We start from the raw sequence: 21,279 nt of genomic DNA, 5'->3' as shown, positions 1-21,279 counted from the left end.
TATTCATTTGTTAGAACAATGGAGTTATATATTAAATTTTTTGTCCTATTTGGGTGTAACAATTCCTTTGGTGGTTCTGGGAGCACTCTTGTTCCTGCTTACAACCCCCTACCGGGAAATTCAGCTGATTAAAGAAGGGGCAGATGCGTCCGATTCCCAGGCGTTTCATGCGGCAAAAGCAGCCGCTTACGATCTGGGAGGGAAGCTGCTTGGACTCTGTTTGGTACTGGCCTCCGCCATCTACCATTCATTGGGGCTTGTGGATTTGGTAATCTGGGGAGTGATCGGGGCTGTTTTTCAGGTGATCATCTTTTACCTGTTTGAGCTCATTACCCCCTTTCGAATTGTTTCTGAAATTCCAAACGGAAATGTGTCTGTAGGGATTTTTACTTCTTTATTAAGCATCTCTACTGGATTGTTGATGGCTGCCTTGATCAGTTACTGATTTTGGAAAAGAAACATCTGTTTGCCCCCTTGGCTTGTATCCTCTTTTCAGCCGAGGGGGCTTTTGAGATTAAAGTTTTAGACATAAGGAGAGTTAGACAGTTATATTTCCCAAAAATCAGAAATTTTACCTCCAGTGAAAAACCGAGTATGATAATGGACTGTTGAAAGGGTGGAGGGTTGGTTTCAACCTTTTAAAGGAGGGAAGAAGTATGCATTTTACCATGGATGTAGGGATAAAAACATTACAAGAATCCCTTTTTGAATCCCTGGAGATGGAAGGGAAATTAAAGCAGTGGCTTCCCCGCTTGGATCGAATGACGTATGAAGAACTGCCGGAAAACGGTGAATGGAAGGGAACGACGTTTACATTGCATTTCCGACCCGGCCGAAAGCAACGGATGATTGAGGGAGAGATCATCGCTTATCGCAAACCGGATCTGTTTGGTGTTCGGTTGTACTTGCCCCAAACCTATCTGGATGTCTTCTTCAGTTTGGAAGAGAAACAGGAAGAGACTCAGCTGTCCTGTGATTGTGAAGTCAGTATGGCTGTAGGGGGAAATGCGTTAAAGACGCGGTTGATCGCATGGAAAGCTCGACGCTCCCTCGCCGTTTACTTAAAAAACCTCAAAAATATCATGGAAGCCCAAGCTGCATCGGCATAAAGGCAGCAGACCGTTTCCTTGTTGAGGGAAACGGTCTTTTTATAGGAGGTATTCTTGATTCATTGAAGTGTGGGGAGTGATTTCTGTCTCTGCACGTTTGCCGTCCACAAATGTAATAGGTTCACTTGATGCTCCTTCAGATCCATTCCTGTATTTCATACAAAAACGGGTATGGACTTTTTATGAAGTGATATGTATAATAATGCAACAAGATGAATTTTTATAACGAGGTGTTTCGGATGAGCAAAGGGAAAGTGATACTCGCATATTCAGGCGGGTTGGATACATCGGTAGCGATTCAGTGGCTGAAGGAGAACTATGGTTATGATGTGATCGCTGTGGCCTTGGATGTGGGAGAAGGAAAGGATCTTCAATTTATTAAAGAAAAAGCGCTAAAAGTGGGTGCTGTCAAATCAATGGTGGTGGATACCCGGCAGTCCTTTGCGGAACATTATTTGCTACCTGCATTAAAGGCAAATGCGATGTATGAAGGAAAATATCCTTTGGTTTCTGCCTTGTCCCGTCCCCTGATTGCTCAAATATTGGTGAAAACAGCGGAAAGCGAAGGAGCCGTAGCGGTGGCTCATGGGTGCACGGGTAAGGGAAATGATCAGGTTCGGTTTGAGGTGGCGGTTAAAGCCTTAAATCCTGATTTGGAAGTGATTGCTCCGGTTCGTGAATGGGCGATGTCCAGGGATGAAGAAATCGCGTATGCCCGCAATCATGGAATCCCGGTACCCGTGGATCTGGATAACCCGTACAGTATCGATCAGAATCTGTGGGGCAGAAGTTGTGAGTGTGGTGTGTTGGAAAACCCCTGGGCTTCACCTCCGGAAGGAGCCTATGAATGGACCCAATCAGTGGAAAAGACCCCGGATCAGCCGGAGGAAGTGGAGATCACGTTTGTGAAAGGTAAGCCGGTTGCTCTAAATGGAGAGAAGATGCCTTTTGATCAGTTGTTAAATAAACTGAATCAGCTTGCCGGCAAGCACGGAGTGGGGCGGATTGATCATGTAGAGAATCGGCTGGTAGGCATAAAATCAAGGGAAGTTTATGAGTGTCCGGCAGCAGTCACATTGATTCATGCGCACAAGGAGTTGGAATTTCTCACCCATACGCGGGAGATGACACGGTTTAAAACGATGGCTGAAAACAAATGGTCGGAGCTCATCTATGAAGGCCTTTGGTTCTCCCCTTTGAAGCAAGCATTGGATGTATTTATGGATGAAACCCAGCAAACCGTGACAGGAACCGTTCGGGTACGCCTTTTCAAGGGGCAGGCATCTGTGATGGGAAGACAATCGGAGCATTCGCTGTATCGGGAGGATCTGGCAACTTATACTCCTGATGACACCTTCAATCATCAATCAGCGGTTGGATTTATTCAACTTTGGGGATTGCCCACCGAGGTTCACGCCAAGGTGAATCAGAAAAAGGAGGATTCAGATCTAGATGAAGCTTTGGGGCGGTCGCTTTACGAAGCCAACCAACCGGCTCGTTGAAGAATATACAGCATCGATTGATTTTGACCAAAAACTGTTTGAGGAAGATATCCGGGGAAGTCTGGCGCATGTAAAAATGCTGGGGGATTGTGGCATTATTGAGCCGGATGAGGCCAAAGTGATCACAGAGGGATTAAAAAAAATCAGAAAGCGAATTCAATCCGGTGAGGTGGAATTTTCCGTCACCCATGAAGATATTCACATGAATATTGAAAAACTCTTGATTGAAGAAGTGGGACCCGTGGGCGGAAAGCTTCACACCGGTCGGAGTCGAAATGATCAAGTCGCTTTGGATATGCATCTGTATGTCAGAGCTCGGACCCTGGATTTGGTACAGGGATTGCTCGGTCTGAGAGAATCCTTGACGTCCAAGGCAGAGCAGCACGTCGATACCATTCTTCCTGGATACACCCACTTGCAACGGGCTCAGCCTGTGAGGCTGGCTCACCATCTTTTGGCTTATGTCGATATGTTTGGAAGAGATATTGAGCGGCTTGTGGATAGTTACAAACGGGTCAATATGCTCCCCTTGGGAGCGGGAGCGCTCGCCGGTACGACATTTCCCATCCAACGGGAACAGGTGGCGGAGGAATTGGGGTTCAAAAGGCTTTATGACAACAGCATGGATGCGGTAAGCGATCGGGATTATCTGGTTGAATTTTTATCGATTTCTTCATTGATTATGGTACACCTTTCCCGATTGTCGGAGGAATTGATCTTGTGGTCCAGTGAGGAATTTGGTTACATTGAACTGGATGATGCGTTTTGTACCGGGAGCAGTATGATGCCCCAGAAAAAAAATCCGGATGTTCCGGAATTGATCCGGGGCAAGACAGGGCGTGTTATGGGTAGCTGGATTGCTTTATTGACCACATTGAAAGCTTTGCCACTTGCTTATAATAAAGATATGCAAGAGGATAAGGAAGGGATTTTTGATACGGTTGAAACACTGACGGGAGCGTTGGCGCTCATGGCTCCCATGGTGGAAGGGATGAAAGTGAATGAGAAAAAGATGCGCGAGAACGCTGAAGAAGGCTTTTCCAACGCGACCGATCTGGCCGATTACCTCGTGAACAAGGGATTGCCTTTCCGACAGGCTCATGAAGTGGTGGGACGGATTGTTCTGGATTGTGTTCAGAAAGGCATTACTCTATTGGATGTAGATTTGGGAGCATATCAAACGGTTTGTCCGCTGATTGAAGAAGATGTTTACGAAAAATTACAGGTCAGCAATGTGACAGATGCCAGAAAATCAGGTAGTGGGACAGCTCGTGAGCGAGTTCTGGAAGTATTGCGGAAAAAAAGGAAAGAGATTGATGAAACCCTTGACTGGTTAAATACCGTTATCTATTAAAAAATGGAAGATCTCTAGAGACCTGCCAATAAGTCTGTTGGCAGGTTTTCCTATGTCATTTTGTAAACAATCCTACTTGTTGCTTATGGGAAAAAAACATAGAAATGATATAATGGTAAAAGGTTTTTCGGACTTATAACCCCTGTTTTCCCTCACAACGATTGCTTACTCTGAGCGGTCAGGAAGGTAGGCCGTGACCCTAAAACATATGTAGGTGATATAGCATGATCGAAATGCATGATGTGTACAAGGTATATGCCAACGGCGTAAAAGCATTAAATGGAATCAATACAAAGATTGATCAGGGTGAGTTTGTTTACGTGGTTGGACCGAGCGGTGCGGGTAAAAGTACGTTTATCCGGCTGATGTATCGAGAAGAAAAGCCAACTCATGGTGTCATTTTGATCAATGGAGTCAATGTCAAGCGGGTGAGAGACTGGAAGATTCCATACCTGCGCCGGAATATCGGCGTCGTATTTCAGGACTACAAATTGTTGTCTAACCTGACGGCATATGAAAACGTGGCTTTTGCAATGGAAGCGGTGGAAGCTCCGAAACGGAAAATTCGCAGACGGGTTCAGGAAGTGTTGGAGTTGGTTGGTCTTTATGACCGTATGCATGCACGGCCTTCCCAGCTCTCTGGTGGGGAGCAGCAACGGGTTTCCATCGCTAGGGCTATGGTAAATAATCCCAATTTTTTGATTGCCGATGAGCCGACAGGGAACCTTGATCCGGAGAACTCATGGGATATTATGTATTTGCTGGAAGAGATTAATGCCAGAGGAACGACGGTTGTGATGGCTACGCATAACAGAGAGATCGTAAATACAATGCGTAAGCGTGTTATTGCCATTGAACAGGGTGTGATCGTTCGCGACGAGCAGGGGGGAGAGTACGGCTATGAAGATTGATACAATTATTCGACACTTCCGGGAAGCCTTCCGAAGCCTGACGAGGAACAACTGGATGACATTTGCTGCTGTCAGTGCTGTCAGTGTTACCCTCCTGATTTTTGGTATCTTCCTGGTATTTGCTTTCAATATCAGTTATATGGCTGCAGAGCTGGATAAACAGGTGGCTATCCGAGCTTCATTGGCACCTTCGATTACCGATGACCAGATCGATGATATTCAGTCTCAAATTAAAAAAGACCCTCAGGTGAAAAATGTTAGTTTCGTTTCAAAAGAAGAAGGATTGAAGACGATGAAACAGCAATGGGGGGATGACAAGGAATTTTTGGAAGGATTGGAAAAAGATAATCCTTTGCCGGATATGTTGGAGATTTATGCCGCTGATCCTCAAAAGACGGAAGCGCTCGCTGAAAAAATCAAAAAGAATTACCCCAACAATGTAGAGCAGGTGGATTATGGAGAAGGGGTATCGGATCGGATTCTTGATCTGTCGGGTTGGGTGCGAAATATCGTCCTGATTTTTGGTTTAGGCTTGGCAGTTCTGGCAGCGTTTTTAATCTCCAATACCATTAAGCTGACCATTTTTGCCCGCCGTCGGGAAATTGAAATTATGCGTCTGGTGGGGGCGAGTAACTGGTTTATTCGCTGGCCTTTCTTTATTGAGGGTTCAGTGATTGGAGTTCTGGGTGCTATGGTACCCATTACGGTGGTGTTGTTGGGTTACAATGGCTTGCTCGGTATTTTGGATGCAGACAAAGCGTACAGCTTCTTTAAATTGCTCGGTATGTGGCCTCTATCTCTTTATGTAGCAGGAATCACGACCTTGCTTGGTATTCTGATCGGGGTTTGGGGAAGTTTGATTTCCATTCGACGGTTCCTGCGTACCTAATACAAAAGATCCATATGGGGAGGAGAAAGGTTATGAAACGAAAGCTTTTCACAAAGCTTGTATGTGGGTGGACTTCGTTGATTGTTGGTGCCACCCTCCTTTCTCCCGTTATCATTCATGCAGAGAAAATAGAAGAGAAAAAAGAGAACATCAAGAAACGGGATAAGGAAATCCAGCAGTTAGAAAAGGAAAAAGCGTACACAAAAAAAGAGCTTAAATCCATATTTGCTGAATTGGAAGAAAAAAAGCGTAAACTTGCAAAGCTGGACAAAGAAGTATTTTCTCTCGAAAAGAAATTGCGTGACAAAAAAAAGAAGCTGAAAAAGAAAGAGACTCGCATTAACGAAATGAAGCAACTCTACGAAGGCCGCCTTCGAACCATTTACCAACAGGGTGATATGTTTTATATTGAGTCTGTTTTAAATGCAAAAAACCTGGATCAATTTATCAGCCGGCTCAGTTATATTCGTATTGTGGAGAAAAGAGACCGGGAATTGATTAAGCGATATCAGCAGGATCAAGTAATACTGAAGAAAGAAAAAGAAAAATATGAAAAGTTGCTGGCGGATCGGAAAAAGAAGGCAAAAAAGGCGCATTCCATTCATTCCCGGCTCATTAAAGATTATAAAGAGCATGAAAAGCAAATCCAGGAACTGGCGAAAGAAAAAGAGCACCTGGAAGAGGCAAATGAAGAGGAAAGAAAACAGATTCGGGATATGGTTCGGAAGCAGCAACAGCAATCAAAATCAAAATCCTCCACCTATGACGGAGGAACGTTTGCCCGCCCGGTAAAAGGAGAGATTACATCCACTTACGGGATGCGTTACCATCCGATTCGAAAGACATATAAAATGCATACCGGTGTGGACTTTGGTGCTTCACTGGGAACGCCGATTTATGCTGCTGCTGGAGGGAAGGTTATTCAATCGCGCCCTTCAACAGGATACGGGTATATTGTGGTGATTGATCATGGAGGCGGTTTATCCACACTGTATGCCCATATGTATGCTCAGGATGTCAATGTCAGCGTGGGTCAAACGGTATCAAAAGGTCAAAAGATTGCTGAGGTAGGTAATAACGGTTGGTCTACTGGTCCCCATTTGCACTTTGAAGTGCTGAAAAACGGAGAGCATACCGATCCGATGCCGTATCTCAAGTAACATCAATATCTTTGGCACAGTGTCGTACACTTGGAGTGAATGGTTTAAATGAAAGTACGTACAATTTCTGGATTGTTGGTATTGTGCTTGGTAACCACCCTGATCTCCGTCAATTCTCTTCGGGCGGAAAGTAATGTAAAGAAGGCTCGCGAAGAATTGGATGAGATCCGTGAACAAAAGAAGGAAATCAAGGGTGACATGAAAGACGTTGTCAAAGAGATGGAAGAGAAGCAGAAAAAGATGGACAAAATCGCCCAAAAGATCGATCAGACCAATGATAAGATTTACCAAGTGAACAAGAAGCTGAAAACCATCCAGAAGCGTCTCGAAAAAAAAGAAGAGCGTTATAAGAAACGCTTAAGAATCATGTACCAAAATGGAGAAATGGGACACATGTCCTCCTTGTTGGCAGCATCTTCTTTTTCCGAGTTTTTGAGTCGGTTTGAAATGTTGCGACTAATTGTGAAACAGGATCGCCATTTGGTCAATGAAATTGTTCGTGAAAAAAAGGTGGAGTTAAAAGAGAAAAAGAAGTTGGATGACCTGACCAAGGATTGGGAAAAACAAGCAAAAGAGGCTGAACAGGCTTATGAAGAGTTGCAGGAGGTCAAACAGAAAAACAAGGTGAAACTGGCCGAAATTCAAGAGGAAGAAAGGATTCAGGAAAAAGAGGTTCGAAAGATGAACCTCCTGGCATTGCGAAATGGAACATTTGAATATCCAGGTGGTCCCTTCCACTGGCCAGGTGACAGCCACCGAGTCACTTCTTCTTATGGTTATCGCAAACATCCGGTGACAGGAGTATATAAAATGCATACAGGAATTGACACCGCAGGGAAAGCCGGTGCTCCCATATATGCTGCTGCGGATGGGGTAGTGATTGCCAGTCGTCCTTCCTCCGGATATGGATGGATCATTATGATTGATCACGGCAGTAAACTAACAACGCTTTATGCACATATGTATCCCCATACCGTTCGGGTTCGGAGAGGGGATTATGTTGAACGGGGACAGCGTATTGCCAGCATTGGGAGCAATGGTTACTCAACGGGTCCCCACAATCATTTTGAAGTGCGAAAGAACGGCAAGTTGCAAAACCCGATGAATTATCTGGAATAGTCGTCTGCGCAAAACGGATTGAGAAACTGTAAAAGTCCCAAGCATCTGTTTGGTAAAGACCTGTTCCGATGCACAATGGCATTGGGTGAGACGATTGAATAAAAACACTTTCAGAAAAGGGAGTCGATTTTTTGGTGGATTTGCTTTTCCCACCAAAGAAAACCCCGCAGGTTTCACCGTTCAGCCAACCTATTTTCCCTTTTATCCAGCCGGTTAGGACCGGGAAGTGAAGAGGGCCACATTTAACCTCTTTGCGGGGAAAGCGATTTCCTGATCCCCACTTTGTCCCACCGATGCGAAAAGCATCGGGTTTTTTCAATGGGTCTGTAGTTATAAATGGAGGACTACCGCAATCTTGTCTGGAGATCTGAAATTTGCTAGAGTGGATCTGATACTAACAGTTACCTGCTTGTCATATACATGAACCAACTCCTGTGGGTTCGTGACAAGTGTATAGAAGGTGAACGGACCTGTTTCAGGAAAAGGGCGGTATGGTCGCCCATGAGATGGATGAAAAAGGTGGTGTCTGAATGTATATGCGCGGACGTACCGTTGCTTTGATTGTCGTCTTCACCGTTCTTTTCAGCAGTCTGACAACTGCGGCGGTGGTAGGCGAAAATGGACTGTTATCGCAGGTAACGGGAAATGGAAATTCTCAAGGGTTTGAAGATGATTTGGATAAACTGAAAGAAGCCTATGCCATGATTAAGTCCCGTTATATCGGTGAGGTAAAGGATCAAAAACTGATCGACGGGGCGATTCGTGGAATGGTGGAATCTCTGGAAGATCCGTATTCCGCTTATATGGATCAGGAGACGGCGAAACAATTTCATTCTTCACTGGAGTCATCCTTTCAGGGAATCGGTGCAGAGGTAACGATGAAAAAGGGAAGAGTAACCATTGTTTCCCCATTTAAGGAGTCGCCTGCCGAAAAAGCGGGTTTGCGCCCTGAAGACCAGATTCTTAAAGTGAATGGAAAAAGTCTGGAAGGAATGGACTTAAATGAGGCGGTATCCGAAATCAAAGGAAAAAAAGGGACGAAAGCGCGTTTGGAAGTGATGCGTCCCGGCCAGGATGATATCTTAAAGATTACGGTGGTCCGCGATGAGATACCGATTGAGACGGTCCATACGAAAATGATGGAAGATAAAATCGGTAAAATCGAGATCTCCCAGTTCTCCGAAGATACCTCTTCTGACTTTATTGAGGAATTGGAGAAACTGGAGAAAAAGGGAATGGAAGGGCTTGTCATCGATGTTCGCGGGAATCCCGGCGGACTGTTGCCGGCTGTTCTGGAGATCAGTGAACAACTGGTTCCTCATGAGAAAAAGATCATGATGACGGAAGATAAACAGGGAAACCGAATGGAATACAAGTCCAAGCTGGAAGAAAAGAAAGACTATCCGATTGTTGTTCTGACAGATAAAGGATCGGCAAGTGCTTCAGAAATTCTGGCGGCGGCACTGAAAGAATCCGGCGGTTACAAAATTGTGGGTCAAACCTCTTTCGGAAAGGGAACGGTTCAAACAGCAAAAGATTTTGATGACGGAAGCAATTTGAAACTGACCATGGCCAAATGGTTAACACCCAAGGGGAATTGGATTCACGAAAAAGGGATCAAGCCCGATGTGAAAGTGAAGCTTCCGAAATACTATACAGCCACCCCTCCGCAACCGGAAGATCAACTGAAACGGGATACAAATTCCCAACAGGTAAAGAGTCTTCAGCTGATTCTTGAAGGATTGGGGTACCGCCCTGGGCGGACTGATGGTTACTTTGACAAAAAGACGGAAACAGCAGTCAAGGCTTTTCAAAAGACGAATGACCTTTCCGTTACTGGAACAGTGGATAAAAAAACAGCGTTGAAACTTCAAGATGAATTTGTATCCCTGTTGCGGGAGCCGGAAAGTGATCTGCAATTGCAGGTTGCCTTGAAAACATTGAAAAAAGAGATGAAATAAGGCATATAAAGTCCTCCCTTTTTCAAAAAAAGGGGGGGTTTGTTTGTTTTTGGATGAACCTTACAACCAGGAGAAGAACAAGCGTTCTTGAGTCTGCCCTATTTATGGTATAATGAAAAAAGTGAAAAAGTCGAGGTGATCAACCATGACTGAAACGCCTTTTCGCCTGGTCTCCGATTACACTCCCCAGGGTGACCAGCCTAAAGCAATTGAACAATTGACGGAGGGAGTCCTGGGAGGAGAAAAGTATCAGACGTTGCTTGGGGCAACGGGAACAGGAAAAACCTTTACCATGGCCCATACGATTGCCAAGGTGGGAAAACCGACTTTGGTGATTGCCCCAAATAAAACATTAGCGGCTCAGTTGTGCGGGGAGCTGAAAGAGTTTTTTCCTCACAATGCAGTGGAATACTTTGTGAGTTATTATGATTACTATCAACCGGAAGCGTATGTTCCACAAACAGACACATATATCGAAAAAGATGCATCTATTAATGATGAGATTGACAAACTTCGACACTCTGCCACCAGTGCCTTGTTTGAGCGCAGAGATGTGATCGTTGTGGCAAGTGTTTCCTGTATTTATGGACTCGGTTCTCCTGAGGCATACAGGAAACAGGTAACCTCGTTGCGGGTGGGAATGGAGAAGGAGAGAAATCAGGTTCTGCGGGATCTGGTGGATATTCAGTATGAGCGGAATGATATGAACTTTGTACGGGGAACATTCCGGGTCCGGGGAGATGTAGTGGAAATTTTCCCGGCTTCCCGAAGTGAACAAGCGGTTCGGGTGGAGTTTTTCGGGGATGAGATTGACCGGATTCGTGAAATTGATGTGGTAACTGGAGAAATTTTGGGAGACAGGGAACATATCGCTATTTTCCCTGCTTCTCACTATGTGGCACAGGAGGATGTTCTGCAACGGGCGATAAAAGAGATTGAAAAAGAGTTGGAAGAACGTTTGGAAGAGTTGAATGCTCAAAACAAGCTGTTGGAGGCTCAGCGTTTGGAGCAACGAACCCGTTATGATATGGAGATGATGAGAGAGGTTGGATTCTGTTCTGGAATCGAGAACTATTCCCGCCATTTGGTGGGAAAAAAACCGGGCGATCCTCCTTATACCCTGTTGGATTACTTTCCGGAGGATTATTTGATGGTCATTGATGAATCCCATGTGACCATTCCTCAGATTGGGGGAATGTACAAGGGGGACCGTTCCCGGAAGGAAATGCTGGTAAATCACGGTTTTCGCTTGCCCTCCGCTTTGGATAACCGTCCGCTTAGATTTGAGGAGTTTGAACGCCATGTTCATCAAGTGATTCATGTTTCTGCTACACCGGGACCCTATGAATTGGAAAAACAACCGAATGTGGTCGAGCAAATCATTCGTCCCACAGGGCTGGTGGACCCCAAAATACATGTCCGTCCAATCAAAGGGCAAATTGATGATTTAATCGGTGAAGTGAACACACGGGTGGAACGGAATGAACGGGTGTTGGTAACGACATTGACTAAGAAGATGGCCGAAGATTTGACGGACTATCTAAAAGAAGCGGGGATTAAGGTTCAATATCTTCACTCTGATATTAAAACCATTGAACGGATGGAGATTTTAAGAAAGCTTCGACTGGGAGAATATCATGTTCTGGTGGGGATCAACCTGTTGCGGGAAGGTCTAGACCTCCCGGAGGTTTCCATGGTCGCCATCTTGGATGCGGATAAGGAAGGGTTTCTTCGGGCAGAACGCTCTTTGATCCAGACGATTGGTCGTGCGGCGAGGAACGCGAACGGAGAAGTCATTATGTACGCTGACACCATCACACAATCGATGCAGAAGGCGATTGAAGAGACAGAACGCCGCCGGTCCATTCAAATGGCACACAATGAGAAGCATGGTATTACCCCACAGACCATACGAAAAGAGATTCGCGGTGTAATTGAAGCCACGAAGGTGGCTGAGGAGAATGAGACGTATCAAGCCGCTCCCGATATGGAAAAAATGGGAGTGAGAGAACGTCGGAAATTGATTCAACGCTTGGAGAAGGAGATGAAACAAGCGGCCAAAGACCTTCAGTTTGAACGTGCAGCGGAATTGAGGGATATGATTATCGAACTGAAAGCGGAAGGAGCTTAACTGTGTCGCAGGAAAATATTGTTATACGAGGTGCTCGGGTTCATAATCTGAAAAACATTGATATTACCATCCCCCGTGACCAATTTGTTGTATTGACGGGCCTTTCCGGTTCTGGGAAATCTTCCCTAGCCTTTGACACCATTTATGCCGAGGGTCAACGACGCTATGTGGAGTCTCTTTCTGCATATGCCCGACAGTTTCTGGGACAGATGGACAAGCCGGATGTCGATTCCATTGATGGCTTGTCTCCGGCTATTTCCATCGATCAGAAAACCACGAGTCGAAACCCTCGATCCACAGTGGGGACGGTAACTGAGATTTATGATTATCTTCGCCTTCTCTTTGCTCGTGTGGGACGTCCCTTCTGTCCGGAACATCACATTGAGATTTCCTCCCAGACCGTTCAGCAGATTACGGACCGGATTTTGGAGCTCCCTGAGCGAACGAGGATTCAGATATTGGCGCCGTTGGTAAAGGGGAGAAAAGGAGAACATATCAAGTTATTGGACGATATTCGGAAACAAGGGTATGTCCGCGTTCGGGTGGATGGGGAAATTAAGGATCTATCCGAAGAGGTGACCTTGGAGAAAAATAAAAAACATACTATTGAAGTGGTCGTGGATCGGATTGTTGTCAAATCCGGGATTGAAACCCGATTGACTGACTCGTTGGAAACAGCTCTCCATCTTGCCGGAGGAAAGGTTCTGATCGATGTGATCGATGGGGAAGAAATGTTGTTCAGTCAGAACCTGGCCTGTCCGGAATGCGGGTTTAGTATGGATGAACTCTCTCCACGGATGTTCTCCTTTAATAGTCCTTATGGGGCTTGTCCCACCTGTGACGGTCTTGGAAGCCGGATGGAAGTGGACCCTGAGTTGGTCATACCGGATAAAAGCAAAAGTTTGCGGGAAGGGGCCATTGAGCCATGGATCGGGAAATCCAGCAATTATTATCCTTCACTCTTGGAGTCAGCATGTAAGCATTATGGGATCGATATGGATGTTCCGGTCAAAGACATCCCGGCTAAAGATTTAAAAACCATTCTCGAAGGAACTGGAGAACGCATTCCCTTTCGGTATGAAACAGACTATGGCCAGGTAAAAGAACTGACCATCCGCTTTGAGGGAGTATTAAAAAACTTGGAACGACGGTATCGGGAAACCGGTTCAGATATGATCCGGGAACAGATTGAAAACTATATGAGTAACAAGGCCTGCCCAGCGTGTGATGGGGCTCGCTTAAAGAAAGAAAGCCTCAGTGTACTGGTGGGTGGAAAGACAATTGCCTATGTTACGTCCCTTTCGATCCAGGAAGCCAAGGAATTTTTAAGGGATTTGCAACTGTCGGAGAAGGAGATGCAAATCGGCCGTCAGATTATCAAGGAAATTGACAGTCGGTTGGGCTTTTTGGTCAATGTGGGCTTGGATTACTTAACATTGAACCGGTCCGCCGGGACGCTTTCCGGAGGGGAGGCCCAACGGATTCGATTGGCGACTCAAATCGGTTCCAAGTTGATGGGGGTTCTTTATATCCTGGATGAGCCCAGTATTGGATTGCACCAGCGAGATAATGCACGCCTGATTCAAACATTGAAGCAGATGAGAGAGCTGGGAAACACCCTGATTGTTGTGGAGCATGATGAGGATACCATGCTCGCCTCTGACTGCATTATTGATGTTGGACCCGGTGCAGGGTCTCACGGGGGTCAAATCGTGGCTCAGGGAACACCGGAAGAAGTGATGGAGATGGAGCACTCCATTACCGGACGTTACTTATCAGGTCGAACATTTATTCCACTTCCTGAGGAGCGAAGAAAATCCAACGGAAAATGGCTGGATATCCAAGGAGCCGTTGAAAACAATCTCAAAAACATTGATGTTAGCATTCCATTGGGTGTATTTACCTGTGTGACCGGAGTATCCGGATCTGGCAAAAGTACATTGATCAATGAAATATTGTTGAAAGCCTTATCCAGAAAGCTGAACAAATCCAAATGGATTCCCGGAGAACACCGGGAAATCAAGGGCATAGAGCATTTGGACAAGGTGATCAATATCGATCAATCTCCCATCGGACGGACCCCCAGGTCCAACCCGGCCACCTATACCAGTCTGTTTGATGATGTTCGGGACGTGTTTGCCTCGACTCAGGAAGCCAAAGTAAGAGGTTATAAAAAAGGACGCTTCAGTTTTAATGTGAAAGGTGGACGTTGCGAAGCCTGTCGTGGAGATGGGATTATCAAAATTGAAATGCATTTTCTTCCCGATGTTTATGTACCCTGTGAGGAATGCAAGGGGAAACGTTACAATCGGGAAACCCTGGAAGTGACATACAAAGGTCAAACCATTTCCGATGTTTTGGATATGCGTGTAGAAAAAGCGCTGGAATTTTTTAAAAACATTCCACGGATTCAGAGGAAGCTGCAAACATTGGTGGATGTGGGGCTCGGCTACCTCAAACTGGGTCAACCCGCTACCACGCTGTCAGGAGGAGAGGCCCAGCGGGTGAAACTGGCTTCTGAACTGTACAAGCGGAGCAAGGGGCGTACCCTCTATATTCTGGATGAGCCAACGACAGGCCTTCACATTGATGATATATCCCGTCTGTTAAAGGTATTGAACCGGTTGGTGGAAAATGGGGATTCGGTCCTCGTGATTGAACATCATCTGGACGTGATTAAAACAGCGGATTATATCATTGACCTCGGACCCGAAGGAGGAACGGGCGGTGGTACGATTGTTGCCACCGGCACGCCGGAAGAGGTGGCAAACATCGATCGTTCCTACACCGGACAGTTTTTGAAACCCATTCTGGAAAGGGATCGCCAACGAATGGAAAACTACTTTCAAACGTTGTCGGCTCAGATTTCCGATTAAATGGTAATGAAAAACGACTGAAGAGCATAAGATGTATGAGGATATTGACAAAGTTCTTTCTGGAAGAAAGGGTGCTTTTTAGGGAAGCATCCCTTCCTACTAACCCTCCAGCAGATCTGTTGCATCAGGTCCCAGACGTTCAGCATACAATCTGTTTTCCTTTTGTTTGCTGATTGGGACGAAGAGGTCGGGTTAGCCTCTTTGCTGAAGGAATGAGATGCAAAGACCATAATGATTCCCTCATTCCCTCATCGATTCTTTTTGATTCTCCGGTTCAGGGTGTGTCCCGCAGCATCCGATGTAACCGGGGATTGATTTTTGTACGAATGTGAACCGATACGACAATTCCGACAAGTTTTTGGTACAATAATCTTTGAAGTGCGGAAATACTTGAAATAACCCTGTCAGAAAATAAAAGACGAGGGACTCAGTGAAACGATGGCCGCCTTCGATGGGATCGATAAGCCCACGGGCTCCCTGATGGACGTGTTAGCTGTCTATCAGTCATGACCGGGAATAATCAGAAAGGGAGGATTCCTCATATGTTTGATTATACCGTAGAAACAACAAAAACCGTGGATGAAGCTATTCAAGCATTGGAACAAACACTATCCAATCACAAATTTGGTGTTTTGTGGAAATTGGATATCCCGACAAAACTGATGGAAAAAGGAATTGCCTTGGAACAGGACTTTCGGGTGTTGGAAGTTTGTAATCCCGATGTGGCGAAAAAAGTATTGACCCGAAATCAAAAAGGAGGATACTTCCTTCCCTGTAAAATCGTAGTCTATCAGAGTGAAGAAACCTTGAAGACACATATTGGTTTGCTGCGCCCGACCACACTGATGGAAATGACTGAGGATGAACAATTGAAGACCCTCGCAGAAGATGCGGAACAAAGCATGATTCAGGCGATTGATGAAGCGAAATAGGTGAGAGAAGTCTCTTTCTCCACCATGAAAACCGGCCTCTTTCTTTTGGAAGGGGCCGGTTTTCATGGTCAGATGAACGCTTTCATCATGGAATGCAGAGGCTTTAATTTGGATTGAAGAGACCGGAGCTTTCCAAAAAAGCGCATCAATCTCTGCATATAACGACGCCCTCGTTGGAAAAGCTTGATCCATCTTCCCGCCCCTGATATGAAACCGGAAAATCTTTGACGTAAAAACGAAGGAATCCACATTCTATTTCTCTCCTCTTATTCAGATTTTCTTTTTTAATGTATTCAGTGTTCAGAACAGCGTAAGGGCGACTGCATGGATGATCCCGAAAAGAGAGGTTCACAATTGAAGGATTTTATCCGTAAAATCGGTTGCCTGTTGAGCTGGTTTGTCATATAGAATGAGAAAAAGAATGGATCAAACAAGGAGGAAGGAGAAAATGAGACTGTTCATCCGTTTGTTGCTCAATGCCCTGGCTGTCCTGATTGTCTCTCAATTTATGCCGCAAATTGAAGTGGACGGATACGGGGTTGCATTATTGGTGGCCCTTGTTTTGGGTCTGATCAATACATTTATCAGACCCATATTGGTTTTTTTCACGTTACCCCTGTCGTTTCTAACACTGGGACTTTTTATCTTTGTCCTGAATGCATTCCTGTTCTGGTTGACGGGAGCATTGGTTGAGGGCTTTGAGGTAGACGGCTTCCTTGGTTCCCTGTTGGGATCGATTTTAGTCAGTATCATTTCCTGGCTGTTAAATGGGATTTGGGAGAATCTCCGTGATTGACAGAAAATGGAATTTTTGCATTGTATGCTTTTGACAAAGGGACTGAAGAACGGTATTCTGATCTCAACAACCGGGCGGTCGGCGGTTCCGACCGCTGTTTTCTTATGAAAGGGGGTTCTTGGGGATGGAAGAGAAAGTGACGGTGAAAGAGATCGTTCAACAGTTCGATCTGGAGACGATCGGTGGGAAAAAAGGTCTAACTAAGGAATTGGTTACCAGCGATCTGTATCGCCCTGGTCTGGAACTGGCCGGTTTCTTTACCTATTATCCTGCGGAGCGTATTCAAATGTTGGGCAGGACGGAACTGACCTTTATATCCGGATTAACGGAATCCATCCGCAGAGAGCGCCTGAAGTTTCTGTGTGATGAACAAACTCCCTGTTTCTGTATCACACGGGGACAGGACATTCCTGAGGAGTTGCTGCAATCAGCGGAACGCAGGGGAATCCCCGTTTTGCGCACGCCTGATTCCACCACGCGATTCAGCAGCAAAGTGACCAATTATCTGGAGAGGCGTTTGGCCCCCGCTACCACGTTGCATGGAGTTTTAGTGGATATATATGGTGTGGGAGTGTTGATTACCGGCTCCAGTGGAATTGGAAAAAGTGAAACGGCCCTGGAACTGGTAAAGCGTGGGCACCGATTGGTGGCGGATGATGCTGTGGAAATTCGCCAGGAAGAGGATAAGCGTTTAGTGGGGCACGCTCCCAAATTGATCCGCTATTTGCTGGAAATTCGCGGACTTGGGATTATTAATGTCATGACGCTTTTTGGAGCGGGAGCCGTCCGGGAATACAAACGCATTTCCATGGTGATCCGCCTGGAAGCCTGGGAAGAAGACCGGCAATATGATCGCCTGGGATTGGATGAAGACCGGATTCAGATTATTGATACCAATATTCCCCTTCTCACCGTTCCCGTTCGTCCTGGACGCAATTTGGCGGTTATTGTTGAAGTGGCAGCAATGAATTTCCGTCTGAAGCGGATGGGGTATCACGCTGCCAAGACATTTGCGCAAAATCTGAATCAAAGCCTGGAGGATCATGAAGAGCTATAAATATAGAATCTTCCTTTTTACGTTTCTTTTCCTAAACAATTAGGTTAAAATGGGTATTGAATTTTCGCCAAAAGCAGTAAATAAAGGAGGAGCCATACGGATGCTATTTGCACAGGCAATCGACCCGGTCGCCATCTCTCTAGGGCCAGTCCAGGTTCATTGGTACGGGGTGATCATGGGGTCGGCAGTTCTACTCGGTCTTTGGATTGCCATTCTGGAAGGAAAGCGCCATGGACTGGACAGCGAACTGTTTCTTGACATGATGATCTGGGTGATCCCTGCGGCGATACTGGGTGCCCGGCTTTATTATGTCGCCTTTGAATGGGAGTATTATATGCAGAATCCCGGTGATATCATTGCAGTCTGGAAAGGCGGCCTGGCCATTCACGGGGGATTGATCGGTGCATTGGTTGCAGGTTTTTTCTTTGTGAAAAAGCGGGGAATCGCTTTTTTGCAACTGACGGATATCGTTGCCCCCAGTATTATTCTTGGACAGGCAATTGGTCGCTGGGGAAACTTTATCAATCAGGAAGCCCACGGTGGAGAAGTGAGCCGTCAGTTTTTGGAAAATCTGCATCTGCCTGCCTGGCTGATTGAACAGATGGAGATCGGTGGGGTCTATTACCATCCTACCTTCCTTTATGAATCATTATGGAATGTCGTAGGCCTTCTTTTGTTACTGTTGCTTCGACGGTTAAATCCACGGCGGGGGGAAATTTTCTTTACCTATTTGGTTTGGTACTCCTTGGGCCGTTTCTTTATTGAGGGTCTTAGAACGGACAGCCTGGCATTTGATGGGCCGGCTTGGCTGGCTTCCATATTAAATGGACTCTGGTCACCCATGGAACTATTGTTTGAGCCGGGCTTTATGGTCGATGGAAACATTCGTGTTGCCCAGCTGGTCAGTCTTTCCCTAGTCTTGGCCGGAATCGTATTGATTGTTTTCCGGCGGATGAAAGGGTTGGCCAAGGAACCTTATCTTGAAATAAAAGACGGTGCGTCCATATAGGATGAGTGGACAAAATACTGCCTACCAGGTCATGGGAGGGGAACCGACTTGAGATATCGTACAGTCCTGTTCGACCTGGACGGAACAATACTGGATACCACTCCCTTGATCGTTGCCTCTTTTCAACATACATGGAAAACGTATGGCTTGGATCAGTATAGTGAGCAAGATGTATTCCATCGTCTTGGTGAACCGTTGTGGGATCAGATGAGACATTTTGGTGGACCGGAACGGGCAGACCGGATGGTTGCCACTTATCGAGCCTATAATATGGCCAATCATGATCGGTATGTCCAAACGTTTCCAGGAGTGGATCAGGTGTTGGAAAAGCTGTATCGCGAAGGACTTCTTCTCGGCATTGTATCCAATAAACAACGACAGGCGGTGCAAAAGGGTTTGAAACAAAGCCAGTTGTCCGCTTGGTTTTCCACGGTTGTTTGTTGGGAGGACGCTGATCGACCGAAACCGGACCCTTCACCGATCCGTCTGGCGCTGGAAAGACTGGATGGGGATGCCAAGACGACATTGATGGTGGGCGATTCAAAGTATGACTTGCTTGCCGCACGGCAAGCAGGTGTGGCTTCCGCAGCTGTTTCCTGGAGTGTTCACGGTACCTCCCTATTCCGCTATCGACCGGATCATGTATTGGATACGATGGAAGACCTCTTGCAAGTGGTTGGTCTTCCGCCATCCGGAGGAGGGGAATCTTCTTGAGGAGAACGGAAAACCACCCTGTTCATCAGGTGAATTCCCTTTGGCAACTTTATCAAACAGTTCCATTTTGGAAGGTATTCCGAAATGTCCTCGTGATTGAATTATGTCGAGTCCTTCCGTTTTTTTCATGGAAAAATGTTTTATATCGACGAATGTTGAGTATGACGGTTGGAAGAGAGACAGCCATCGCTTACAAAGTGATGGTCGATCTTTTGTTTCCTGAACGGATTAAAATCGGCAAGAATTCCATTATCGGTTATAACACAACCCTTCTAACCCATGAATACTTGATTGAGGAGTTTCGGGTGGGGGATGTAGAAATTGGGGACTCGGTGATGATTGGTGCAAATACCACCATTCTTCCGGGGGTCCGTATCGGGAGTGGAGCGGTGGTTGGAGCCGGGTCTCTGGTTAACCGGGATATTCCGGCAAATACTTTTGCTGCGGGTAATCCGGTTCGGATCATTCGAGAGAGAAAAAACGAGAGTGAGGAATAGAAAAAAACAGCCTCCCCAGGCTGTGAGACTGCTGACAAAGGAAAATAAGAGGGGGATTTCCGGTGAAGCATCCTTTTCCGACGACCCAGCGGAACCCCTGGAGGTTCCAACCGTTTAGCGGACAACCTGCTTTCCCCTTTTGTCCGCTGGTTGGAACCGGAGGGGGTGAAGCGGACTCCTTCCACTTCCTTGCTGGAGGAAAGAGATGCGGAAACGGATATCTCCCCTTCACCACTTTGTCATGAACCTCACAGCCTTCCCAGGCTGTTTTTTTATTTAAATAACATATGAAAATTCACAATCCTGTAAAAGAGGAGCATTGAATAGATATGGATTCAATTATAAAATGTTTAGTTGACACCTATGTCAACCAAAATGGGTTTCAAAACTAGAGGTGGGAATATGCCACGTTCACCTGAACAAAATCGAGCGATTCGTGAAAAGAGAAAGAAGCAGATTTATGAAGCGGCGCTGGGTGTATATCGCGAACGGGGATACTATGGAGCAGAAATGGGGGCAATCGCCCGCAGAGCTGGATTGGGTCGTGGACTGATTTATTATTATTTTAAAGATAAACAGGATCTGTTTATCAGTTTGATTCGATTTACATTGCTTCATTGGAAGGAGAGATTAGACGACATCCTCCTTTCAGGAGAACCGGTTGCGGATCGGTTGGAGTTAATCATGAAAAGTTTCTATTCCCTTTCCCATGCCTTTCCGGACATTAGTTATTTTCATCAGACGGTTTCCAGAGATGTGAAAGTGCTTTTTCCCGAAAGGGAAAGCGAAGTGTACGAGCTGTATGAGCAATATATATTGAAGCCTGTCCGCATGTTGATGAAGGAAGGAGTCGATCGGGGAGAGATCTCCATTCCCCCTGAGTTGGGGGAACGGTTCTTTTTTCGATTATTGTTTGAAGCCGTGCACCATGAAAACATGATTGAGGAAAAGGAGCTGGATCAGTGGGTGAAGACGGCTCTTTATGGTTTGGTGAATCATAAAAAAAATGATTCTCAGTCCGTGGATGATACACCAATTGAGGGAACAACAAAGACGAAGTGTTGATTTCAGATACATGATGGATCAATGGGGAAATTTGGGACAGAATTGGGGATTATCCCTGGTGATAAGGCGGAGCAGATCGTTTTGACATTCGTGAGAGAACAGGAGGCATGGAGATGGAAGTCGGCTTCTCGAAGCACTAGCCAATCGCCGTAGTGAATGATCAGATATGTTCCAGCAAACCTGCAAATAACAAGGAC

At 45.9% G+C, this 21,279-nt stretch carries 20 protein-coding genes; all 20 read left to right on the top strand.

From position 1 onward, the window contains the following. Window positions 1–7: 7 nt before the first annotated feature. Window positions 8–445 (top strand): DUF350 domain-containing protein, encoded by a 438-nt coding sequence (locus FN782_RS08675; protein WP_142505398.1) that lies wholly within the window; start codon window positions 8–10, stop codon window positions 443–445. Between the two features lie 211 nt (window positions 446–656). Beyond that, entirely contained in the window at window positions 657–1,109 is a 453-nt protein-coding gene (locus FN782_RS08670) for a hypothetical protein (protein ID WP_142505397.1), read from the top strand. Between the two features lie 239 nt (window positions 1,110–1,348). Next, on the top strand, window positions 1,349–2,611 hold the full coding sequence (locus FN782_RS08665) for an argininosuccinate synthase (protein WP_142505396.1): 1,263 nt from the start codon (window positions 1,349–1,351) through the stop codon (window positions 2,609–2,611). Next, complete coding sequence (gene argH, locus FN782_RS08660; RefSeq protein WP_142505395.1) at window positions 2,562–3,965, top strand: argininosuccinate lyase; 1,404 nt, start codon at window positions 2,562–2,564, stop codon at window positions 3,963–3,965. Before FN782_RS08665 ends, argH begins: the two co-directional genes overlap by 50 nt. Window positions 3,966–4,189: 224 nt before the next feature. Next, window positions 4,190–4,876: a cell division ATP-binding protein FtsE gene (gene ftsE, locus FN782_RS08655; protein WP_142505394.1), complete on the top strand. Its 687-nt coding sequence runs from the start codon at window positions 4,190–4,192 to the stop codon at window positions 4,874–4,876. Then, window positions 4,866–5,765 carry a permease-like cell division protein FtsX gene (gene ftsX, locus FN782_RS08650; RefSeq protein WP_142505393.1) on the top strand — a complete coding sequence of 300 codons (900 nt, stop codon included), beginning with the start codon at window positions 4,866–4,868 and terminating at the stop codon, window positions 5,763–5,765. Before ftsE ends, ftsX begins: the two co-directional genes overlap by 11 nt. A 32-nt stretch (window positions 5,766–5,797) precedes the next feature. Then, a complete protein-coding gene (locus FN782_RS08645) occupies window positions 5,798–6,925 on the top strand; it encodes a murein hydrolase activator EnvC family protein (RefSeq protein ID WP_185956164.1) in 1,128 nt (375 codons plus the stop codon). 48 nt (window positions 6,926–6,973) lie between these two features. After that, complete coding sequence (locus FN782_RS08640; RefSeq protein ID WP_142505391.1) at window positions 6,974–8,044, top strand: murein hydrolase activator EnvC family protein; 1,071 nt, start codon at window positions 6,974–6,976, stop codon at window positions 8,042–8,044. A gap of 536 nt (window positions 8,045–8,580) precedes the next feature. Then, complete coding sequence (locus FN782_RS08635; RefSeq protein ID WP_142505580.1) at window positions 8,581–10,005, top strand: S41 family peptidase; 1,425 nt, start codon at window positions 8,581–8,583, stop codon at window positions 10,003–10,005. 145 nt (window positions 10,006–10,150) lie between these two features. After that, window positions 10,151–12,136 (top strand): excinuclease ABC subunit UvrB, encoded by a 1,986-nt coding sequence (gene uvrB, locus FN782_RS08630; protein WP_142505390.1) that lies wholly within the window; start codon window positions 10,151–10,153, stop codon window positions 12,134–12,136. Between the two features lie 2 nt (window positions 12,137–12,138). Then, on the top strand, window positions 12,139–15,012 hold the full coding sequence (gene uvrA, locus FN782_RS08625; RefSeq protein ID WP_142505389.1) for an excinuclease ABC subunit UvrA: 2,874 nt from the start codon (window positions 12,139–12,141) through the stop codon (window positions 15,010–15,012). Window positions 15,013–15,554: 542 nt separating this feature from the next. After that, complete coding sequence (locus FN782_RS08620) at window positions 15,555–15,944, top strand: DUF302 domain-containing protein (protein WP_142505388.1); 390 nt, start codon at window positions 15,555–15,557, stop codon at window positions 15,942–15,944. Window positions 15,945–16,392: 448 nt separating this feature from the next. Further along, complete coding sequence (locus FN782_RS08615) at window positions 16,393–16,740, top strand: phage holin family protein (RefSeq protein WP_142505387.1); 348 nt, start codon at window positions 16,393–16,395, stop codon at window positions 16,738–16,740. Then, entirely contained in the window at window positions 16,737–16,880 is a 144-nt protein-coding gene (locus tag FN782_RS16820; protein WP_185956163.1) for a hypothetical protein, read from the top strand. Before FN782_RS08615 ends, FN782_RS16820 begins: the two co-directional genes overlap by 4 nt. Next, window positions 16,865–17,797: an HPr(Ser) kinase/phosphatase gene (gene hprK / locus FN782_RS08610; protein WP_142505386.1), complete on the top strand. Its 933-nt coding sequence runs from the start codon at window positions 16,865–16,867 to the stop codon at window positions 17,795–17,797. The genes FN782_RS16820 and hprK overlap by 16 nt, the downstream gene beginning before the upstream one ends. Window positions 17,798–17,897: 100 nt before the next feature. Then, on the top strand, window positions 17,898–18,806 hold the full coding sequence (gene lgt, locus FN782_RS08605; protein ID WP_142505385.1) for a prolipoprotein diacylglyceryl transferase: 909 nt from the start codon (window positions 17,898–17,900) through the stop codon (window positions 18,804–18,806). A gap of 48 nt (window positions 18,807–18,854) precedes the next feature. Further along, window positions 18,855–19,520, top strand: a complete 666-nt coding sequence (gene ppaX, locus FN782_RS08600; RefSeq protein ID WP_142505384.1) for a pyrophosphatase PpaX — start codon at window positions 18,855–18,857, stop codon at window positions 19,518–19,520. After that, on the top strand, window positions 19,517–20,017 hold the full coding sequence (locus FN782_RS08595; RefSeq protein ID WP_142505383.1) for an acyltransferase: 501 nt from the start codon (window positions 19,517–19,519) through the stop codon (window positions 20,015–20,017). Before ppaX ends, FN782_RS08595 begins: the two co-directional genes overlap by 4 nt. Before the next feature lie 62 nt (window positions 20,018–20,079). Further along, window positions 20,080–20,262: a hypothetical protein gene (locus tag FN782_RS08590; protein ID WP_142505382.1), complete on the top strand. Its 183-nt coding sequence runs from the start codon at window positions 20,080–20,082 to the stop codon at window positions 20,260–20,262. A gap of 157 nt (window positions 20,263–20,419) precedes the next feature. Beyond that, a complete protein-coding gene (locus tag FN782_RS08585; RefSeq protein ID WP_185956162.1) occupies window positions 20,420–21,082 on the top strand; it encodes a TetR/AcrR family transcriptional regulator in 663 nt (220 codons plus the stop codon). Window positions 21,083–21,279: the final 197 nt, after the last annotated feature.

Source organism: Melghirimyces algeriensis, from assembly GCF_900182565.1.
GTDB lineage: Bacteria > Bacillota > Bacilli > Thermoactinomycetales > DSM-45169 > Melghirimyces > Melghirimyces algeriensis.
The sequence above is the reverse complement of the archived record's forward strand: the minus strand, read 5'-3'. Positions and strand labels throughout refer to the sequence as shown.

Excerpts from the sequence above, each read along its gene's own strand:
- FN782_RS08670 (WP_142505397.1), top strand. The coding sequence starts at position 657 with ATGCATTTTACCATGGATGTAGGGATAAAAACATTACAAGAATCCCTT.
- FN782_RS08665 (WP_142505396.1), top strand. The coding sequence starts at position 1,349 with ATGAGCAAAGGGAAAGTGATACTCGCATATTCAGGCGGGTTGGATACA.
- argH (WP_142505395.1), top strand. The coding sequence starts at position 2,562 with ATGAAGCTTTGGGGCGGTCGCTTTACGAAGCCAACCAACCGGCTCGTT.
- ftsE (WP_142505394.1), top strand. The coding sequence starts at position 4,190 with ATGATCGAAATGCATGATGTGTACAAGGTATATGCCAACGGCGTAAAA.
- ftsX (WP_142505393.1), top strand. The coding sequence starts at position 4,866 with ATGAAGATTGATACAATTATTCGACACTTCCGGGAAGCCTTCCGAAGC.
- FN782_RS08645 (WP_185956164.1), top strand. The coding sequence starts at position 5,798 with ATGAAACGAAAGCTTTTCACAAAGCTTGTATGTGGGTGGACTTCGTTG.
- FN782_RS08640 (WP_142505391.1), top strand. The coding sequence starts at position 6,974 with ATGAAAGTACGTACAATTTCTGGATTGTTGGTATTGTGCTTGGTAACC.
- FN782_RS08635 (WP_142505580.1), top strand. The coding sequence starts at position 8,581 with ATGCGCGGACGTACCGTTGCTTTGATTGTCGTCTTCACCGTTCTTTTC.
- uvrB (WP_142505390.1), top strand. The coding sequence starts at position 10,151 with ATGACTGAAACGCCTTTTCGCCTGGTCTCCGATTACACTCCCCAGGGT.
- FN782_RS08620 (WP_142505388.1), top strand. The coding sequence starts at position 15,555 with ATGTTTGATTATACCGTAGAAACAACAAAAACCGTGGATGAAGCTATT.
- FN782_RS08615 (WP_142505387.1), top strand. The coding sequence starts at position 16,393 with ATGAGACTGTTCATCCGTTTGTTGCTCAATGCCCTGGCTGTCCTGATT.
- hprK (WP_142505386.1), top strand. The coding sequence starts at position 16,865 with ATGGAAGAGAAAGTGACGGTGAAAGAGATCGTTCAACAGTTCGATCTG.
- lgt (WP_142505385.1), top strand. The coding sequence starts at position 17,898 with ATGCTATTTGCACAGGCAATCGACCCGGTCGCCATCTCTCTAGGGCCA.
- FN782_RS08585 (WP_185956162.1), top strand. The coding sequence starts at position 20,420 with ATGCCACGTTCACCTGAACAAAATCGAGCGATTCGTGAAAAGAGAAAG.